This is a genomic window from Yoonia vestfoldensis, assembly GCF_002158905.1.
Classification (GTDB): domain Bacteria; phylum Pseudomonadota; class Alphaproteobacteria; order Rhodobacterales; family Rhodobacteraceae; genus Yoonia; species Yoonia vestfoldensis_B.
The window spans coordinates 3,690,766-3,707,499 of record NZ_CP021431.1 but is presented as its reverse complement, the minus strand read 5'-3'; the positions used below and the strand labels follow the sequence as shown (position 1 = coordinate 3,707,499).

At 57.5% G+C, this 16,734-nt stretch carries 28 protein-coding genes, 1 tRNA gene and 1 pseudogene; 13 read left to right on the top strand and 17 right to left on the bottom strand.

Annotation, left to right across the window (positions count from 1 at the left end; all coding sequences use genetic code 11):
* Positions 1–32: 32 nt before the first annotated feature.
* Entirely contained in the window at positions 33–194 is a 162-nt protein-coding gene (locus LOKVESSMR4R_RS20530) for a hypothetical protein (RefSeq protein ID WP_087213599.1), read from the top strand.
* Positions 195–304: 110 nt separating this feature from the next.
* Here LOKVESSMR4R_RS20530 and LOKVESSMR4R_RS18610 read toward each other — a convergent pair whose 3' ends face one another.
* The gene (locus tag LOKVESSMR4R_RS18610) at positions 305–1,414 is read right to left on the bottom strand and encodes a site-specific DNA-methyltransferase (RefSeq protein ID WP_087211936.1); all 1,110 of its coding nucleotides are present in this window, start codon (positions 1,412–1,414) and stop codon (positions 305–307) included.
* Positions 1,415–1,502: 88 nt separating this feature from the next.
* Positions 1,503–2,135 carry a ribonuclease HII gene (locus LOKVESSMR4R_RS18605; protein ID WP_087213597.1) on the bottom strand — a complete coding sequence of 211 codons (633 nt, stop codon included), beginning with the start codon at positions 2,133–2,135 and terminating at the stop codon, positions 1,503–1,505.
* 125 nt (positions 2,136–2,260) lie between these two features.
* Between LOKVESSMR4R_RS18605 and LOKVESSMR4R_RS18600 the strand changes: the two genes are divergently transcribed.
* Positions 2,261–2,542 carry a hypothetical protein gene (locus tag LOKVESSMR4R_RS18600; RefSeq protein ID WP_087211933.1) on the top strand — a complete coding sequence of 94 codons (282 nt, stop codon included), beginning with the start codon at positions 2,261–2,263 and terminating at the stop codon, positions 2,540–2,542.
* Between the two features lie 25 nt (positions 2,543–2,567).
* The gene (locus LOKVESSMR4R_RS18595; RefSeq protein ID WP_087211931.1) at positions 2,568–3,218 is read left to right on the top strand and encodes a helix-turn-helix domain-containing protein; all 651 of its coding nucleotides are present in this window, start codon (positions 2,568–2,570) and stop codon (positions 3,216–3,218) included.
* Here LOKVESSMR4R_RS18595 and LOKVESSMR4R_RS18590 read toward each other — a convergent pair.
* On the bottom strand, positions 3,215–4,246 hold the full coding sequence (locus LOKVESSMR4R_RS18590) for a LacI family DNA-binding transcriptional regulator (protein ID WP_087211929.1): 1,032 nt from the start codon (positions 4,244–4,246) through the stop codon (positions 3,215–3,217). The genes LOKVESSMR4R_RS18595 and LOKVESSMR4R_RS18590 overlap by 4 nt on opposite strands.
* An 84-nt stretch (positions 4,247–4,330) precedes the next feature.
* On the opposite strand from LOKVESSMR4R_RS18590, the gene LOKVESSMR4R_RS18585 reads away from it, so the two are divergent.
* From LOKVESSMR4R_RS18585 to LOKVESSMR4R_RS20330, 4 genes are all read left to right on the top strand, one after another.
* Positions 4,331–4,407 (top strand) — tRNA-Arg (locus LOKVESSMR4R_RS18585).
* Positions 4,408–4,752: 345 nt separating this feature from the next.
* The gene (locus LOKVESSMR4R_RS20335) at positions 4,753–5,769 is read left to right on the top strand and encodes a hypothetical protein (protein WP_157898278.1); all 1,017 of its coding nucleotides are present in this window, start codon (positions 4,753–4,755) and stop codon (positions 5,767–5,769) included.
* Between the two features lie 4 nt (positions 5,770–5,773).
* Entirely contained in the window at positions 5,774–6,118 is a 345-nt protein-coding gene (locus tag LOKVESSMR4R_RS18575; RefSeq protein ID WP_157898277.1) for an STAS-like domain-containing protein, read from the top strand.
* A complete protein-coding gene (locus LOKVESSMR4R_RS20330) occupies positions 6,118–6,684 on the top strand; it encodes a hypothetical protein (RefSeq protein WP_157898276.1) in 567 nt (188 codons plus the stop codon). Before LOKVESSMR4R_RS18575 ends, LOKVESSMR4R_RS20330 begins: the two co-directional genes overlap by 1 nt.
* A gap of 31 nt (positions 6,685–6,715) precedes the next feature.
* On the opposite strand, the gene LOKVESSMR4R_RS18565 is transcribed toward LOKVESSMR4R_RS20330, so the two are convergent.
* The 14 genes and pseudogenes from LOKVESSMR4R_RS18565 to LOKVESSMR4R_RS18515 all read right to left on the bottom strand — a co-directional run bounded on the left by LOKVESSMR4R_RS18565 (position 6,716) and on the right by LOKVESSMR4R_RS18515 (position 12,244).
* Positions 6,716–7,654, bottom strand: coding sequence for a tyrosine-type recombinase/integrase (locus LOKVESSMR4R_RS18565; protein ID WP_237331850.1), 939 nt, complete (start codon positions 7,652–7,654; stop codon positions 6,716–6,718).
* Entirely contained in the window at positions 7,567–7,824 is a 258-nt protein-coding gene (locus tag LOKVESSMR4R_RS20800; protein WP_420645920.1) for an excisionase family DNA-binding protein, read from the bottom strand. Before LOKVESSMR4R_RS20800 ends, LOKVESSMR4R_RS18565 begins: the two co-directional genes overlap by 88 nt.
* Before the next feature lie 217 nt (positions 7,825–8,041).
* Entirely contained in the window at positions 8,042–8,248 is a 207-nt protein-coding gene (locus tag LOKVESSMR4R_RS18555) for a hypothetical protein (RefSeq protein WP_087211914.1), read from the bottom strand.
* A 1-nt stretch (position 8,249) separates the two neighbouring features.
* Positions 8,250–8,513: a DUF4326 domain-containing protein gene (locus LOKVESSMR4R_RS18550; RefSeq protein ID WP_157898303.1), complete on the bottom strand. Its 264-nt coding sequence runs from the start codon at positions 8,511–8,513 to the stop codon at positions 8,250–8,252.
* Between the two features lie 79 nt (positions 8,514–8,592).
* A complete protein-coding gene (locus tag LOKVESSMR4R_RS20675) occupies positions 8,593–8,868 on the bottom strand; it encodes a DUF2312 domain-containing protein (RefSeq protein WP_237331973.1) in 276 nt (91 codons plus the stop codon).
* Between the two features lie 450 nt (positions 8,869–9,318).
* A pseudogene (locus LOKVESSMR4R_RS20670) lies at positions 9,319–9,525 on the bottom strand (DNA translocase FtsK); the annotation flags it as partial.
* Position 9,526: 1 nt separating this feature from the next.
* Positions 9,527–9,739 carry a hypothetical protein gene (locus LOKVESSMR4R_RS20395; protein WP_162290744.1) on the bottom strand — a complete coding sequence of 71 codons (213 nt, stop codon included), beginning with the start codon at positions 9,737–9,739 and terminating at the stop codon, positions 9,527–9,529.
* Positions 9,736–10,083 (bottom strand): hypothetical protein, encoded by a 348-nt coding sequence (locus LOKVESSMR4R_RS18540; protein WP_087211908.1) that lies wholly within the window; start codon positions 10,081–10,083, stop codon positions 9,736–9,738. Before LOKVESSMR4R_RS18540 ends, LOKVESSMR4R_RS20395 begins: the two co-directional genes overlap by 4 nt.
* Entirely contained in the window at positions 10,080–10,352 is a 273-nt protein-coding gene (locus LOKVESSMR4R_RS18535) for a hypothetical protein (protein ID WP_087211905.1), read from the bottom strand. The genes LOKVESSMR4R_RS18540 and LOKVESSMR4R_RS18535 overlap by 4 nt, the downstream gene beginning before the upstream one ends.
* Positions 10,349–10,549, bottom strand: a complete 201-nt coding sequence (locus LOKVESSMR4R_RS18530; RefSeq protein ID WP_087211902.1) for a hypothetical protein — start codon at positions 10,547–10,549, stop codon at positions 10,349–10,351. The genes LOKVESSMR4R_RS18535 and LOKVESSMR4R_RS18530 overlap by 4 nt, the downstream gene beginning before the upstream one ends.
* A 73-nt stretch (positions 10,550–10,622) precedes the next feature.
* A complete protein-coding gene (locus tag LOKVESSMR4R_RS18525; protein WP_157898275.1) occupies positions 10,623–10,850 on the bottom strand; it encodes a hypothetical protein in 228 nt (75 codons plus the stop codon).
* A gap of 206 nt (positions 10,851–11,056) precedes the next feature.
* Positions 11,057–11,404 carry a hypothetical protein gene (locus tag LOKVESSMR4R_RS18520; protein WP_087211895.1) on the bottom strand — a complete coding sequence of 116 codons (348 nt, stop codon included), beginning with the start codon at positions 11,402–11,404 and terminating at the stop codon, positions 11,057–11,059.
* A complete protein-coding gene (locus tag LOKVESSMR4R_RS20325) occupies positions 11,364–11,618 on the bottom strand; it encodes a hypothetical protein (protein WP_157898274.1) in 255 nt (84 codons plus the stop codon). The genes LOKVESSMR4R_RS18520 and LOKVESSMR4R_RS20325 overlap by 41 nt, the downstream gene beginning before the upstream one ends.
* A complete protein-coding gene (locus LOKVESSMR4R_RS18515) occupies positions 11,618–12,244 on the bottom strand; it encodes a S24 family peptidase (RefSeq protein WP_237331849.1) in 627 nt (208 codons plus the stop codon). The genes LOKVESSMR4R_RS20325 and LOKVESSMR4R_RS18515 overlap by 1 nt, the downstream gene beginning before the upstream one ends.
* A 421-nt stretch (positions 12,245–12,665) precedes the next feature.
* Here LOKVESSMR4R_RS18515 and LOKVESSMR4R_RS18510 point away from each other — a divergent pair, with 421 nt between their 5' ends.
* The 6 genes from LOKVESSMR4R_RS18510 to LOKVESSMR4R_RS18485 all read left to right on the top strand — a co-directional run bounded on the left by LOKVESSMR4R_RS18510 (position 12,666) and on the right by LOKVESSMR4R_RS18485 (position 16,576).
* Entirely contained in the window at positions 12,666–12,917 is a 252-nt protein-coding gene (locus LOKVESSMR4R_RS18510) for a hypothetical protein (RefSeq protein ID WP_087211889.1), read from the top strand.
* Between the two features lie 417 nt (positions 12,918–13,334).
* A complete protein-coding gene (locus LOKVESSMR4R_RS18505) occupies positions 13,335–13,976 on the top strand; it encodes an MT-A70 family methyltransferase (RefSeq protein WP_087211886.1) in 642 nt (213 codons plus the stop codon).
* Complete coding sequence (locus LOKVESSMR4R_RS18500) at positions 13,973–14,383, top strand: hypothetical protein (RefSeq protein WP_087211883.1); 411 nt, start codon at positions 13,973–13,975, stop codon at positions 14,381–14,383. Before LOKVESSMR4R_RS18505 ends, LOKVESSMR4R_RS18500 begins: the two co-directional genes overlap by 4 nt.
* A 32-nt stretch (positions 14,384–14,415) precedes the next feature.
* Positions 14,416–15,015, top strand: coding sequence for a hypothetical protein (locus LOKVESSMR4R_RS18495; RefSeq protein WP_157898273.1), 600 nt, complete (start codon positions 14,416–14,418; stop codon positions 15,013–15,015).
* Between the two features lie 200 nt (positions 15,016–15,215).
* On the top strand, positions 15,216–15,875 hold the full coding sequence (locus tag LOKVESSMR4R_RS18490) for a hypothetical protein (RefSeq protein WP_157898272.1): 660 nt from the start codon (positions 15,216–15,218) through the stop codon (positions 15,873–15,875).
* Positions 15,872–16,576 (top strand): hypothetical protein, encoded by a 705-nt coding sequence (locus LOKVESSMR4R_RS18485; protein WP_087211875.1) that lies wholly within the window; start codon positions 15,872–15,874, stop codon positions 16,574–16,576. The genes LOKVESSMR4R_RS18490 and LOKVESSMR4R_RS18485 overlap by 4 nt, the downstream gene beginning before the upstream one ends.
* Positions 16,577–16,734: the final 158 nt, after the last annotated feature.

Sequence of the window (16,734 nt, the reverse complement as noted above, 5' to 3'; positions counted from 1 at the left end):
CCAAAGCAGGAGCGTCACAGATGCGGATCAACATGTCTTTGCCCATTATGATGGGCTTTATCGCGGGCCTTACGCTGGCCGCTTGTGGCGATAACACCACCGAACGCGCGGCGACAGGCGCGCTGGGCGGGGCCTTGGTCGCCGGACCGGCAGGGGCGCTGGTCGGCGGTGCGACCGGCACGGTGATCGAGTAATCCAAAAAAATCCCCGCCATCTTGCGATGACGGGGCAAAGTTAGCGCCAGCGGCCCCTGCCAAAATGACAGGGTTCGCCGCCGGCACCGGCGGTTCAACCTTGGTGAAACTTAGTGCTTTTCCATCTCAGAGCGGATCTGCTGGCGCAGCAGATCGATAGGCACCTTTTGCCCGTCGCGCTTGAATTGCCAATAGGTCCAGCCATTGCAGCTGGGCGCGCCTTCCAGATAGGCGCCGACCTGATGGATCGATCCTTTGATGTCATCCCCGATCAGCGTGCCATCGGCGCGGACCTTGGCCTTGTGGCGGCCATTCATGGACCAAAGCTCTTCGCCCGGACGCAGCATGCCGCGTTCCACCAGCACACCAAAGGCGACGCGCGGTTCGGCGCGTTTGGATGCCGAGACTTCCAGCGCTTCGCTGTCGAATTTGCGGGTATTGGCGATGCGCTTTTCCGCGACCTTGCGATAGGCGGCTTCGCGTTCGATCCCGATGAAATCGCGGCCCAGCATCTTGGCCACCGCGCCGGTGGTGCCGGTGCCAAAGAACGGATCAAGGATCACATCGCCCGGATTGGTCGTGCCCACGATCACGCGGTGCAGCAAGGATTGCGGTTTCTGCGTCGGATGCGCCTTGTCGCCCTGATCATCCTTGAGCCGCTCGTGCCCGGTGCAGATCGGCAGCACCCAATCGGACCGCATCTGCACACCTTCGTTCAAGGCCTTCAGCGCCTCGTAGTTAAAGGTATATTTGCTGGCCTCTTCCTTGGACGCCCAGATCAGCGTTTCATGCGCATTGGTCAGGCGTTTGCCACGGAAATTGGGCATCGGGTTGGCTTTGCGCCAGACCACATCATTCAGAATCCAGAACCCCTGATTCTGCAATTCAGCCCCCATGCGAAAGACGTTGTGATAGCTGCCGATCACCCAGATCGCGCCATTGGGTTTCAGCAGGCGGCGGGCGGCAGCCAGCCAGGCCTTGGTAAACCGGTCATAGGCGGCGAAACTGTCGAACTGGTCCCAGGCATCATCGACCGCATCGACACGCGAATTGTCAGGGCGGTGCAGATCGCCTTTCAGCTGCAAATTATAGGGCGGATCGGCAAAGATCAGATCCACCGACCCCGCCGGCAGGCTGTTCATCACCGCGATGCAATCGCCATCGATAATCGTGTTCAGAGGCAGCGTTTGCGCCACCTTTACCTTTGTTTTGACCGTCATGTTCGCCTCATTGCCCCGGCGGATTGCCCGCTCTTTGGTTGGGCCTAATCTGAGTCAGAGATGATTCGCTGTCAAAACCTTTATTGAATCAACCACTTACGATTTGATCTTGATACAAGATATTGTGGACCGGTTTGAACGAACGCCTATGGTGTGGGGTGACACCAAGCGTGACCAGCGCCGATTGATGCGCCGCTGTCGGGTATCCGGCGTTGCGATCCCAGCCGTAACCGGGAAACTGTTGCGCTAAATCCACCATGTGACGGTCGCGCCACACTTTGGCGATGATCGAGGCGGCCGCAATCGACAGCGACCGCGCGTCACCTTTCACGATGGGCTCGGCCGACAGGGTCAGGTCGCGTGGTACCATATTGCCGTCGATCAAGGCGTGGTCGGGCGGGCGGGCCAACCCCGCAATGGCGCGCACCATCGCCATATGCGAGGCGCGCAGGATATTATGGGTGTCGATTTCCGCCACGCTCGCCTGTGCGATGCTGACCTCGGCGCAATCCATGATCTGCGCGAACAGCGCCTCGCGCCTTGCAAGGGTCAGTTTCTTGCTGTCGTTCAACCCCGCAGGCAGATGCGCAGGGTCCAGCACGACCGCCGCCGCCACAACCGGCCCCGCCAGCGGGCCGCGCCCGACCTCGTCCACGCCTGCGATGCGCGCATGGCCACGTCGCTGGGCCGCAACCTCGAAAGAGAAATCAGGCAATGTCATATGCCCAGTGACCCCAGGACCGCCCCCGGCGCAAGACAAAACAGCCAGCACGTCGCGCTGCATCTGTGCACAGGCCAAGGATTGATGCTATTGCATAACGACATGCCACCGGATCAGATCGCAATATGAAAATCCTTTCTCTCTCTTTCATGATCTTTTGTCTGTCCGCAACTTTCGCGCAGGCGGCGTGTTATGCCGATTACAAGGCCAAGCAGGACGACCCCCTGCGGCTGCATTATGGCGTGACCAAAGTCCGTGGCGAATGCAGCGTCGGATCAGCCGCAGCACAATTGCGCGACGGTCTGGCCCGTGACGGGTGGCAATTGTTGAATGTGCTCGGAGTCTTTGACGATTCCGGGCTGGAAGAACGAAGGGACAGCGCCGGTGAGTTCTACCTCCGCTACTGAATCGCGCGAAATCGGCAACAGGATCGTGGTGGCCGGCATTGCCGCCATTGTCGTCATTCTGGGCATCACGGCGGTCTTGCTGTTCATCAACCTGCCCGATGCCAATGCGTTCAACATGCGCGTCGAGCGGCTGTTCGTCGAGAATGACACGCTGACCGGCAATGCCGAAATCAAGCTGCTGGAAATCCTTGCGCAATCGGGCACCGCATTTTCGGATACGCTGGCGTCTTACCGTTTCGTGATCTTCGTGCTGCTGATCTTTGCCACCGCACTGCTGGTCGCCGCCGTGGCCTTTCTGGTGATGCTGATCGCGCTGAACCGCCGCATGGGCCGGATCGAACGGCAGGGGATAGAGGTGAATTCCCTGCTGATCAGCCGCGACCAGAAATCGGTCTATCTGAATGATTTCGAATTCAAACTGACCGATGCCGCGCTTGAAACCCTGTCCGTTCTGGCCGAGGCGCGCATGGATGACGAGGTGCTGTCAGGCGCCGAGATCGAAGGCGTGATTTCCGGCCGCGACCCGTCTGATTGCGACGAGGCGGCGGGCGCGACCCGCATCAAGCGGCTGCGCGATACTTTGGGCAATCAGCTGGTCAGCGAACTTCTGGTCAAGAATATCGCGCGCAAAGGCTATATGCTGGCCATCGACAAGAATGTCATCAAGATGGTTTAGCCGCGCCGCAAGGTCTCGCCCGGTGACAGTTTCGGGCTGAGCGTGACGGTCGTTGCATCCTCGCTTGCCAGCCCCAGATTGCGCGCCACGATGATCTGCGCGGCCTTGACCCCGATTTCACGGCGGCAGGCATCCATCGTCGCCAATTGACGCGGCAGACCGTCCAGCAATTCCACACCATTGAACGCGGCAATCCCGATCTGGTCGGGGATTGCAACGCCCTGTTCCAGCAGATACAGCAAGCCGCCCGCGCCGATCATGTCATTGGAATAATAAAGAAAATCCAGATCTGGACTGCGCGAGATCATCTTGGCCGTCATCTCGCGGCCCTTGGCCAATGCGGATCCGCCGGAATAGAATTCCTGATCCGCAATCTCGATCCCGGCCTTGGCCAGCGTGCGGGTGAACCCTTCAAAGCGTTTGCGCGCGCGGTGATCCAGCGGCATTTTCGTGCCCATGAACCCGATCTTTTGATAGCCAGCGGCGATGATTTCCTCGGCCATCTTGCGCCCTGCGCGGCGATGCGAAATGCCCACGCAAGTGTCAATCGGCTCGCCATCGGTATCCATGATCTCGACCACCGGGATGCCCGCCTGCCGCAGCATGGCACGCGAGGCCTCGGAATGTTCCAGCCCTGCGATGATGACGCCGGATGGCCGCCATGACAGCATCTCGAACAAGACCTTTTCTTCTTTCTCGGGCAGGTAATCGGTGACGCCCACAACCGGTTGCAGGTCAGTGTCTTCCAACACTTCTGATATACCGGCCAGCACCTCGGGGAAGACCATATTGCCCAGCGACGGGATGATCACCGCCACAAGGTTCACCCGCGACGAGGCCAGCGCACCCGCGATCTTGTTGGGCACATAGCCCAGCCGTTTGGCGGCATCCTGCACCTTTTGGCGGGTTGCCGCGCTGACATCGCCCTTGTTGCGCAAGACGCGGCTGACGGTCATTTCACTGACGCCCGATGCTTCGGAGACATCGCGCAGGGTCAGGGGGCGTTTGGGATCGCTGGTCAAAGGCATGGTCCTGTCTTGTCGTTTGACCAAGGTTAGCCGCCCCGAGAGACGTTGACCAGACAAGCAAACGCAGGCATTGAACAAACCGGCGGCCCCGTGGCTCAACAGGATAGAGCAGCCCCCTCCTAAGGGGCAGGTTGCAGGTTCGAATCCTGCCGGGGTCACCATTCAAAACTTTGTATTTTATACTTTCTATATGAAAAGGAAGCCATAAAAAGGGTTGCTCTTTGGTTTACTGAGCCGTTCAAGGTACATTTGACGTTGTACGACGGAAACCTCCACCGCGCCGAAGTTTCGCGCAACAAGTCTAGCCAGGCGCAGATGAAAGCTTTAGTAGCTCGGCAGATTGCGGATCGGGTTTATTGATTTTGAAGAAATTTTACCGGAACAGAATTTTGCAAGACCGCTTAAGGCGAAATCGATCGGCTTACGGTAGGTATCGGCGGAAGGCGTATCTTCAGCGCAAGAGGCGCGGGAAGTTAGTGCCGCGCCCAAAGATCCACAAGGGTAATATGCCTGATATTAAGAAGGTGCAAATTCCAGAGATTCTTTCTCTTGAAAAAAATCGTGAAGAAACCCTGAAATTTCTGTCTTTTGTTTCTCTCCAAAATAAGAAAAACAGAAAAAGGCGTCGAAAAGGCACGGGTGCGCCTTCGGAGTATTTTGACTTTACCAATCTGAAAGAGATATGCCCGGCGACGGCCTTAATACTTTGTGCCGTTTATGACGTATATCAAAGGCGCGGTGGAGATTTTCGAGTTTTTGACTACGATGAATGGGACGCAGGGGTAAAGGAAACTTTTGCTCAGATTGGGTTTTTTAAATGGCTTGACTTCAAGGGGCTACCATCGGCCGGTAATGTGGTGGGAGAATTGCCAATTCGAGCGTTTGAAAGTGAGGTTTTACATATCCCCGCAAAGCCAGTTACTTATCTACAGGACCTAATTGAAGCATTCAATAATATTAGAGAACGCGCATCGAAAACTATTATTGATGAAGAAACTTCCAGTCGGGTTGCAAGCGCTATTTTGGAGGCTGTAGAAAACTCTGTAAGACATGCGTACCATGACGGTATACCAAAAGACGTAAGGCGGCGTTGGTGGGTAGGGGGCGTTAGTAATCCTAAGTCAGGTGAGGTGATGGTGGCTTGCTATGATTGCGGTGTGTCAATTCCAGGGTCTATTGCCGGAAGCGTTTTGGATGATCAGCGCGGGGTGAGAACCTATGTGCAGGGTGTTTTCCGACGATATCTTCGCAGGAGCGTTACCGAAGAAGTTGGCCATGAGCTAGATCACAAACGGCTGCAGGTCGCTTTAAAGTATCTTGCCACGACATCGGGCGTTGCGGGCGGGGGCAAGGGGCTTGCTCACATCGCCACGACAATCGACGATTGCCAAGATGGCACTGTAGAGATTTTTACCCGCCGCGCTCATTTCTATGTTAAAAAGGGAGACGTTGGTCGGTGCAGTCTCTTGCCTGAAGAGATGCCCGGCACCTTGATTGTTTGGCGTATGCAGCTATATGGATAGGGTCATGCAAACGATTCGCGTAAGAGATTTTTCCAGATTTCCTGGCGGGCGCTTCAAGCGCTTCGGCACCCACAGTGGTGAGGAGTTTCGCGATTCGGTACTACGCCCGGCTTTGGGTGGTGGTGCTGATCAGCTTGAGGTCGACCTCACCGATATTTTTACCTTTCAGCCGTCTTTTCTTGATGAGGCTTTTGCCGGTCTCATTAAGCTGGGTGTGATCAGCGCGAGCGACTTCAAGCGTAAGTTTGTCTTTAAGTACAACATGGCAAACAAGCCATACGTTGAAATGATTATGCGGTATGTAAATGAAGCGGCCGCAAGTAAATCTGACGCCTCTAAGGCAAATTAATGTCTCCTGAAGCGGCTTCGGCAAGCGTTATAGAAGTAGGGTTAATTCTCAGACTTCTTTTACCATTTGTGCTTGGCGCTATTTTTACCCTCATAATAACCTCCGTAAATCATAGAAGAGATCACATAAAGCACGTACGGGAAATTATATCAAAGGCGATCAAAGATATTTCCGAAAAGGGAGTTTCGTATTGGGCTAGCGAATACTCAGTCGATCGAATGGTTCAGCTTCAGGGTTCGGTTACTTACTTCCAGCATCTATTTCCCTACGCATATGATAGCACTAATGTTCCGGAGAAATCTAAAGACGAAATGAGCGATCTATTCGGAGATATTTCTCATGTTGCGCTTTATGTCGATGGAGAGCTAGATGAGTCTACTCATAAGATTGACGCACAAAGGGTGACTGAACTTTTAGTTATTTGCGCAAACGCAGAGGCTCTTTCAAATCGCAATTTGCTTGAAAGGATGTCTTTCAGCGCATTGATGTCCGATTGGCTAACCGAAAGCTATAACAGTCTCGTGCGTTGGTTAAAAAAAGTGCACTATGACTTGTTTGTTCCGTGAGCCTGCTAAAGTTAACCTAAAGACGCCACGTTCAAAACTCGAGCGCACTCGCCGCTTTTCTGAGATACTCCGGACTGAACTTGCTATAGGTCGACCGCGTGACGTTCGGATTGGTGTGACCAAGATACTGCGCGATTTCCTCAATTGGCACGCCAGCCTCTGCCATGAACCTGCCGGCCGTGCGGCGCAGATCATGCGGCGTGCAATGCGCAATCCCTGCCCGCAACACAGCCGCGTTGAAGCCTGTCTTGATTGACCGTACCCGACGCCCGCCCCATTCGATCACATAGTCTGACAGTGCCGCTTGGCGCGCGGTCTGCAGCGCGGCGACAAGCGTGTCATTGATCGGCACCGTTGCCCTGCCCTTCCGCGGCCCGATATCGCTGCTCGATAGTTTGATCACCCGGCGTTCGAGATCGACGCGATTCCAGGTCAGCTCGAACAGCGCACCCGATCTGCCTGCTGTCGTCAGCATCAACAAGATCGCCAAACGGATATGTGGTTCGATCGCAGCTTCGATCAGCGCGGAAACCTCCCGCCGCGACAGGTACCGTTCCCGCGGCGGTGGCGTCTGAGGCATTTCTATTCGCGGCCCGCGGTTGATCAACTGCTGGCGCTGCGCCCAGATCAAGGCGGACCTCAAGCAGCCAAGCTCGGTCCTAATGGTCCCATCCATCCGTCCAGCCGCGCGCCGCTTCGCTATGTAGGCACGACAGTCGTCGGAGCTGATATGCTCTGCGGTCATGTGTCCGAGTTCGGGTAGCACATTACGACCGGTCTGAGCCAACTTTGCAGCTTGTCTCCGTTCGCCCATCTCGACGCGGTACGCTTCCCATATTTGGGCAACCGTCAGGCCGGAGGTCGGAGCAGTTGTTTGCAGGATCAGGTCGCGCGCTTCTCGCTCCGCTTCCTTTGCTGTGTCAGCCGCAAGGCGATAACGTCGCCGCGCGCCGTCTGGTTCGTTCCACATGACGACGAAGCGGCCCTTAAGCCTCCCGATCCGATAGTCCCGCATTCGTATTGCTCCACAACTTGCTGTGTTACGCGCATCATGCGCCCGACCCGGAAGGCTGGCAACCTTCCGTCTCTGATCATCTGCCTCACCGTTTCCGCTGAGCACTCCCAGCGTTTGGCGAGCATTTCGGCTGTGTAAGGTCGTTGCTGGGTCATGTCTCTGCTCCGATCGGCGGGTCTGTTTTGAGAAAACAAGACAATTTTTTCGCAAAAGCGCCAAAAGTGCGCTGTACCGATATCACAGGCTCCAGCGCTCCTGACGCATTCCACTCACACCAAATGCCGAGGTTGATTGCGCTGGGGTCTACCCATTTCAAGCAATGGCGTGCAAACGATTGATGGGTCATGCCGGCTGCCCCCGCTCAGGCCGCGCCACGGGGCGCAGGCGTGGGATACCGCTGTCATGGCAGGTCAACGCGATATCATCGTGTGACAGCGCAAGGGCAGCGTGGACGGCGGGCAGGGCATCGCCGCAGGTGCCTTCGTCGTGGAACGGGATCACTGCGATGGGATATCCGGCGAGGTAGATCGTCATCAGGAAATAGGTCATATCACATGCCTCCCGTAAATCCGCCGCGCTGGCGGTGAGCGTCTAGCTCGTTGGCGATCTCCAGCAGCACATCGGCGTGGCATGGTTGGTCGAGGGCGCACCAGCAGCACAGATCCTTGCCGCGCAGCTCGCGCTTGATCCGCTTCACCAGTTCAGCCTGCTCGGGCCGTGCAAGATATGCGCGGTAGAGCTGCACCAGATAGGCGTGGTCTGGGTTGGCGCCGTCGCCTTGGTAGGGGTTGGCAAACGGCCGGCTGCCGCGGATCCGCGCGTGACGACGACAGCGCCCTCAGGCTTGCGCCAACCGGCGGTGCGGCGCAGCTGGATGCGTTTGGGTTGCTGCATCACACCATCCCTAGGGCGGACATGTAGAGGTCCATCACGGCCTGTTCCTCAGCGAGGTCGTTCGCGTCACGCTTGCGGATCGGCATGATCTTGCGCAGGACCTTGGTGTCGTAGCCACGACCTTTCGCTTCGGCCATGACCTCTTTTTGTCCGTCGGTAATGTCCTTCTTTTCAGCCTCGAGGCGCTCGAAGCGCTCGATGAATTGACGTAGCTCTTCGGCAGCCACGGAATTGACTTTGTCGCGGGCCGCGTCGAATTCGGGGTCAGGCTTCATATGATTCCGTTTTGCTTTGACCCCTGACGCCTTGAACGTGATCTTGCTGCCGGTCCGCATATGCGCATCTTCGCCGAGGGGGATGTGACCGGGGTCTCTCTCCTCGATCGGCTGGACAATGGTTTTGATCATCGCTGTCTGATCGCTGCTGCCTCGGATCGCGTCCCATTGCGGCACCAGCGCCGCCCAATAGTCGTTGATCTCGGTCATGCGGTGCAGTTCGGGTCGCAGACCAGGCACGGTTGCAAGCATGCGTTCACAGCGACCAAAGTCGGCCGCATCGCTCGGGTAGATGCCTGTCGATTCACCGATACCGGTCAGATGCGCAACGATGGCCCTTACGCTGGCACCTGTGTCGCCCGACTCCAGCCAGTCCTGAATTGTCATTTGTGTGGATTCCGAGCTTGTGTCTGGTGCGTTAGACGTCGGCCCTGAGGTGGTAAGAATTTCCCGCCTGCCCACATGGTCCGCTGCACTGACATATCCGTCAGCCTGCAGCTGCTCGACGATCCGTGCCGCTCGGTTGTAGCCGATGCCCATCTGACGCTGGATGTAGCTTGTGCTGCATTTCTGGTTTTGCGTAACGATCTGGACCGCCTTGCTGAATTCTTCGTTGGAATAGGCGACCGGTGGGGCATCACACTCTGTACTGATCATCTCATTCTTCCTTTGTGTCTGGCGTCGTAGGTTGGAGGTCCTTGAGCAACAGGCTGGCCTTGGTGCGATTTGCCAAATCGCTGGATGGTGCATGGTTCAGCACGGACTTGCAGGCGCGGCGAAGGCGAGCCACGGAGTGCCCGTCGCGGTCAGAGAGAATGCCGAGCGCCCACGCAAGGCGCTTTTCGCGGTCAAGGATTGGAGCCTTGGTCATTCTGCAGCTACCTGATCGGCAGGGGTCATACGCCATGCGGCTTTGGCCCAGTCCGCGGCCAGCTCGGCAAAGGTTGCGCCGGTGGCAGAGCACTGCAGCATGTCGAGCTGATAATCGAACGGTCCCCAACTGCTGATGCGGCCGCATTCAGCCTCGCGCCGCGCGGGCTCAATCAGTGTGCCGCCGAAACCGACGACTGCATTTCGGATGATCGTCTCAGCCGGATCAGGCTGTGCAGCCAGCAGCATCTCCATGACCTGACCACGAAAGCGGGCGGCAATGGCGGGGCGATGCATGAGGTGCGCGATCAGCGCGGCGTCGGAGGAGGTGGGCACGATGTTCATGCGGCACCGCCGATCTGTGCAGCACCATCAGATGTGATCCGATAGTATGCGCGCACATTTAGCAAATCGTGGCAGACAAACTTCTCAACAAGTCGCTCTTGAACGAGTAGGTCTAGCTCTCTTTGGATCGTTTCGTGATGGACACTTGTCATCCACGAAAGCCAGCGATGCGAAGTCAAATCACTCTCGCTCGTGCTGTCGCCAAGAAGCTCTAAAATGCGCCGTTCGACAGATTTCTCTTGCCGTGTCGACTCGAAGGCCGCGCTCATGCAGCACCGCCAATCTCGGCGACGATCACAGCCAAGTCGCCGATCTGCATCGTCAACCAGCCGACCACGGCGGCGCTGATCACCAGCACGGCCAGCCAAAGCTTGTCCCAGAAAGCCGCCGAACGGTTGCGGCGTTCCATGTTGCGATAAAGGTCGGGGTATTTGGCCCGATCTACCGTATCCAAGCGGAATTTCATGCGGCACCTCCGCGTTGTCCGTTCAAGACAACGATTGCCAAGGCGACCAGCACGACGACATCGATCGCGCCAATCATGCTGCACCGCCGATCAGGGCAGGGTGATGTATTGCGTCAACGTCGTGCGGTTGAACGCGCATCCGGGCGAGGCGGGACTGATGCATGGTTTCGCCGCGGGCGGTCTTGAGCGCAGCCCAGGCCATCATCCGCTGCTGCGGGGTCGATGTGTTCGGCGCGAGGGTGACCGCGATCGCGGCCGCCATATGGCCGGCGTGCTGGGGGAAGGGGCAGATGTTCGACATGTGACGCTCCATCAGGTGGGTGATGGGAATACATTGCGATAATCGCAATAATAGTCAACTAAGTAATTGCGAATATCGCACCAAATATTGCGATTTGTCTTTACATATGCCAGAATCACTGCACCAGCGTCAGGGTGCGGCGCGCATGAAAAAACCGCCCGGAGGCGGCTTGGTTGCCTGTCTTTTGTGTGTCAATGGTGCCCGCGTTAACCGCCGAGCATCGCCCCTATGCGATCAGCGAACAGGGTAAGGGAACCAAGGACCGCGCCGACGCTCACCACCGCAGTAACGATAAACCCCTTGGATGGCAGGTGCGCGACCCGCTCACTCAGCGTGGCTAGATTTATCTCGACGCCGCGCAGGCGACCGTCAATCAAGTCCATCTTGGCTTCAAGTCTGTCTACACGTTGCTCCATACCATCGAATGTGCCACCGCCGCCGCCCGAATTCAAGACGGCCTTTTCTCTTTGAAGGTCTTCAGGCGTTAGAACGCGACCAGAAATATCGTGGATATCAGCCATCTTCACCGTCTTTTCTATCAGCCAGGCGATCATCAACAACGTCCAGTCGGGACATGAACTCTGCAAACGCATCTTCTTTAGCTTGATTGCTGTGTGCGGTAGCAAATTTCGCCAGAGACATCATCGCTAGGTTTGATGCGTATAGTGCTTGAATGATCTGAAAGGACTTAGCCCTTTGAGAAAGCATTTCTTTTTCAAGATTAAATATGCGCTTTGTGAGGTGATGAATTTCTGAACCGTCCGACATCACACCTTACCCCCCGTCCAGATAACGCGGCCAACAACGTCGATATCGGTCAGCGCCTTTTCGACAGACGCGTATAGCTGTCGATTGTCGGAGATGATGGTCACACATCCTGGCTGACTTGCCCGCCCGATACGTTTTACCAATAACGCGTCGCCGTTGTCCCTGATCACGAATAACCCGTCGTAGGACAGATCGCGCTTTGAGGTGTCGAGCATCACGACGTCATCATCGGCCAGCGTCGGCAGCATGCTGTCGCCCTTTACCGAGATGATTGCCAGATCATGCGGATTGGCGCGAGTCAGGCTGCGCAGGTAGTTTTTTGGAAAAGCGAGACTTCCTACGCGATATTCATCAACAGGGTAAGCGCCGTCACCTGCGCTAGCTTGAATGTCGTAAACAGCGACCAGTGCAGACTCGACAGTTTTTTTGCGGTCGACCATAGTCCCGTTGATGCCATCAAAAAAAGAAACGGCTCTGGGCGCTTCTTCTGGCTGAACCTTTCGGTCACCTGAAAGTATTTTTGTTATAACATCAGGCCCGACACCGAGGTGCCGTGCAAGCTCTGCCTTCTCACCGCGCCGGCCGGTAAGGCGCTGAGCGATCCATTTTCCGTCAATCACATCCATAAGTAGCATCTTGCGGAAATCGCAATGATACGAAACCCGCGAAAATCGCAACACTTATACTTGACCTTATTTGCGAATATCGCAATATAGTTCACATGGAACCAGCAAGCACAATCATTGAGGTATGCGGTGGCTTTCGGGCCGTTGCCGAAATCACAGGGCGCGATGAAACGCGTGTTCGCCGATGGACTTATTCTAAGGAAAAGGGTGGTTCGGGCGGATTGATACCATCCGAATGTCAGCAAGTGCTGATGGAAGAGGCGCGTAGGCGTGGCCTTCCTTTGACTCCTGAGCACTTCTTCCCACCCATCTTTGCTGGGCCAAAAACAAAAGAGGACGCGGCATGACCGCGTCCCTTCGCCTTCCATCAGATGCTTCATTTCCTGCTTGCTCGTCACACAGCAAACATGGAGCATCTTCGATGAAAAATCTTGCCGGAAATCTAGATGACCACGCCCGCGCCAGTAGGCGCTGGTTTTCCAACCTGCTTTGGCTCGCGTTCCCCGCCGCGTCTGAGCACGACCTGGCACATAAGGCGGCGCGCGTTCTCGACGTGTCGCCGCGTCAGGTGCGCAACTGGCTGCGCTGCGAGAATGACGCCAGCCTGCGTTACGTCACGTTGGTGATGGCGATCGCTGGCGCCGAGGCTGCGCTCAAGAGGTTCGCGGCATGAGGCGGGTCTACTGGTATCTGGCAGGTCGTTTTTGTGAAGTCCGGCGCGACCGGGCTTTCCAAAAGTACCTTGCATTCCGTGGTGCGGCGGAAAAATTTTTCAACAAGATTGAGGGAGGCCGCTGATGGCTGTCGCTCTGTTGTTCACAAATAACCTGACGCAGCCTGCCTCCTCCCGAGGACCAGCGTCCGGTTGTGCCTGCCGCGTTGCCACTGCCGCGCGGCCACCTGCACGTCCAGCGCCCCTGTCCATGCTGCGCGCTGGACGTGCTTTTTTGAACATCGTACCGAGGTCGGGTTCCTGCCTTTTGAGGGCCATACCAGGGGGGCGTGGCTGGTCCTGTGATGTGCCCCCCAACCTCCCTGTTGGACTGCGAGGGCGGGCGCTGCCTATCCCCGCCTTTTCGGGGGTGGCCGCATGACCGTCCTGCAATCCTTCATCGACCTGCGCCCATCGGGCGGCTTTGATCTAATTATGGCCGACCCGCCCTGGCGGTTCGACAACTGGTCCGAGGCAGGCGCGGAAAAGAACGCGACAGCGCACTATGGATGCGAGGGGATCGACTGGATCAAGGCGCTGCCCGTGTCAGTGCTGGCCGCGCCCGATTGCTTGCTGTGGCTCTGGGCCACAAATCCAATGCTCCCCGAAGCGCTGTCCTGCATCGAGGCCTGGGGCTTCACATTCAAGACGGCCGGCACATGGGTCAAGCGCACGACGCGCGGCAAGGATGCCTTCGGCACCGGCTACATCCTGCGGTCATCCAACGAGCCGTTTTTGATCGCCACGCGCGGGGCGCCGAAAACCACGCGCGCGACCAGATCTACGCTGCCGACCTATGACGACGGGTTCCATTCTGTGGCCGAGGGTGGCGACTGGCCAGCCGGATCGATCACGATCAAAGGGCGCGTGCGCGCACATTCCGAAAAGCCCGAGGAAGCATTTACCGCCTGCGAGGCGCTGATGCCGCATGCGCGCCGGTTGGAGCTGTTCAGCCGCACCACGCGCAAAGGCTGGGCTGCCTGGGGCAACGAGACAGGCAAGTTGGGGAGTGCTGAATGATACACGACACCAAAGGCTTCGAGGAGCAAAAGCCGACGCTCCGATCAATGATCGTAGAACAGCATGACGCTCAGCCGGATCGCCTGCCATGGCCGAATGACTGGTTCGAGACCACGGACAGCGGCCAGATCGCCGCCTGTCGCGCGCTTTGGGCCGCTGCCTTGACAGCATGCATCAAGACGGCGCTGGGGATCGATGGCGAGTACACACGCCGGTATGGGCAGGATGACGCGCGCCTGCGGTCAACCTCATGGTTCCGGAGCAGAGATTTCTATACGATGTGTGCCCTAGCAGGCATCGACGGTCCTGCTTGCGCAGAGCGGCTGTCCGATCCCGCGGTGCGGCCCGAGATCATCCGCCTGCTGATGCACAAGAATAGCGGCAAAACGCGAATGGAGAAGGTGTGATGGTAGCTTCCCCCGCATTGCAGGTGGTCGATGTGGCTGACCTGCCAGACTATCCGATCGACACCGATGCCAGTATGGCCGCGCATTACTTCACGACGTTCTATCACGACCGTTGGCTGAACAGTGAACTGCATCTGACTGGATCGCTTGAGGTGCAGGCCTGCGCGCTGAACCTGTTTTTCATCGCCCAAAAGCAGACGCCGGTCGGCACGCTGCCCGACAACGACGCCATCCTCGCCCGCTTGCTACGGATCGATCTTCAAATGTGGAAGGACCTGCGTGCGCGGGCACTCAGCCCTTTGCACAAGTGGCGACGCTGCCGGTGCGGCGATGAAATCCGGCTAATGCATCCGATCGTGACCGAGGTCTTGTTGCAGGCGCTCGGCCGGCGCGAGGCACGCGAGGCCAGCAATTCCGAAAAGGCCGTGTACCAGCGACTGCAACGCCTGCGCAGTGCGATGCGGGACATGGGTCTGTCCAAGGACGTGGTCGGCGATGACCGGCTGGTCGAACGGATCGATGGCTGGATGCTCGAGAACGTCAAAGGGCACCGCCGCAAGGCTGCCTATGACGCGGCAATCCTGCATGCCTCACAGATGAAGTGGTTCGGAGGGGTCGGAACCGCACGGTAAGACGTTGAAACATATCAGTTTCAACTGTTCCAGAACAGTTCCGGAACAGTTCCGACAGAGTTTTACACAGTTTAGAACAGTTCTGCACAAAGGAAAGAAAAGGAAAGGAAAGTAAAAAAAGAACACAGAACGGAACAGAACGGCGGCTGGTGTAGCGCCTGACAGAGAGCAGGTCAGGCTGAGAAAAGGAAGGTGAGCAGATGCAGGCGACAGTTACAGAGAGCGAACAAGTGGCAGGCCAGAAGGTGCCAGTATTAGACAATGAAGGCGTAGTGGCGCAGAGCAACCGCGACCGGGTGCGGGGTCTGCTGTTCGATCCTTTGGGCTTCCGGTTTCCACGCTCTGTCGATGCTGATGCTGCGAAGAAGGTACTGAACCGGATCGCCGATGATCTGGCTTATCTCAGCGATGCCAGCCTTGCCGCCTTGCGCGACATCATGCGGACCAAGGGCGAAGGATCCTCGCGCAACTTCTGGCCCGATCATGCCACGTTCATCGCCTTTGCCGAGGTGATACAACGCCGCCCGATCGAGGACCTGCCTGCGCTGTCCAGCTGGTTCGGCTCGATCGAAGGGCCGCGCGCTGCGATGCAGGGCATCCTCGTCGAGACCTTCATGTTCATCGCCGACCGTAAGATGCCGCCTGTCACCGATGGCGCGCGTCGGCAGGTGGCCTCCAAGGCTGTCGAGAATGCCCGCCGCTTGCAGATTATCGCCGAACGGCGCGCGGCTGAGATGGCCATCGACGCGGGCGAGCTGGAGTTTGAACGCTGGTACCGCGACCAGCAAGCCCGGTGCGAGGCGTTGATGCGCAGCGAGCGGGCCAAGCGTGGGCATGCGGATGTCGAGGTGGTGGCATGAGTGTGCAGCGCAAGGACATTGCCGTTGTCCGCAGCTATTTGGCGGATGAGACAGCCCGGATCGATCAGATCAAGGCGCGGTCCGCGCGGCCAGATGGCTGCGGTCCAGAGATCGTCGATGTCGCGCCGGCGCGCGGGATGGTGCAGCGGTTCCAGCCGCGCGAGGTGGTGTTGACCAAGGCAGGGAATGTGCGTGTCACGCGGGCCGGTCACAACGGGCATGACGCGCTGCGCCGTGGCGACGCCTTCGATGTGATGATGGAGAAGGCCCGCGGTCGGGCTGGCAAAGAAGCCCCGCCGCTATTCACGGCTGGCCAGATCAGTGCGGGCCGCGACTATGCCGCGCTCTATGAGCGGTGCGCAGCAGCTGGCGTCAAGTGTTCATCAATCGAAGCTTTAGGTGGCTGCGGTGGGCAAGGCTCGTTCATCGATGCCCTGATCCGCGACAGTCGCCGACTTGCCTCGCTCGATCGGGCGGTCGGACGTGACGTGGTGTTATCGCCTCGTAAAGCGCACGCTCATTCGGATCGTGGTCGCAGGGTCGTGTGTGTTTTGGACTTGGTACAGGCTGTGTGCGTCGAAAACCTGACCATCAGCCAAACCATGAATAGATTTGGATGGCCTCGCACTCCCGCATCGGTCAAGGCTGCAAGGACAGCTCTGTGTTTTGCGCTGGACAGGATGCAAGGATATCGTGATTAATTGCTATCGTAGAAAGTGCTGCGTCGCCGCGAGCCCGCATTGAGCCCATAGCGTCTATCCACTTTCTGGACATTAATGAAGAGTGCATGATATCAGCAAATTGACTCGCCTCCCTAAAGATCTTTTGGGTTCGCATGTGTTGAGTAGTAGATCTCGTT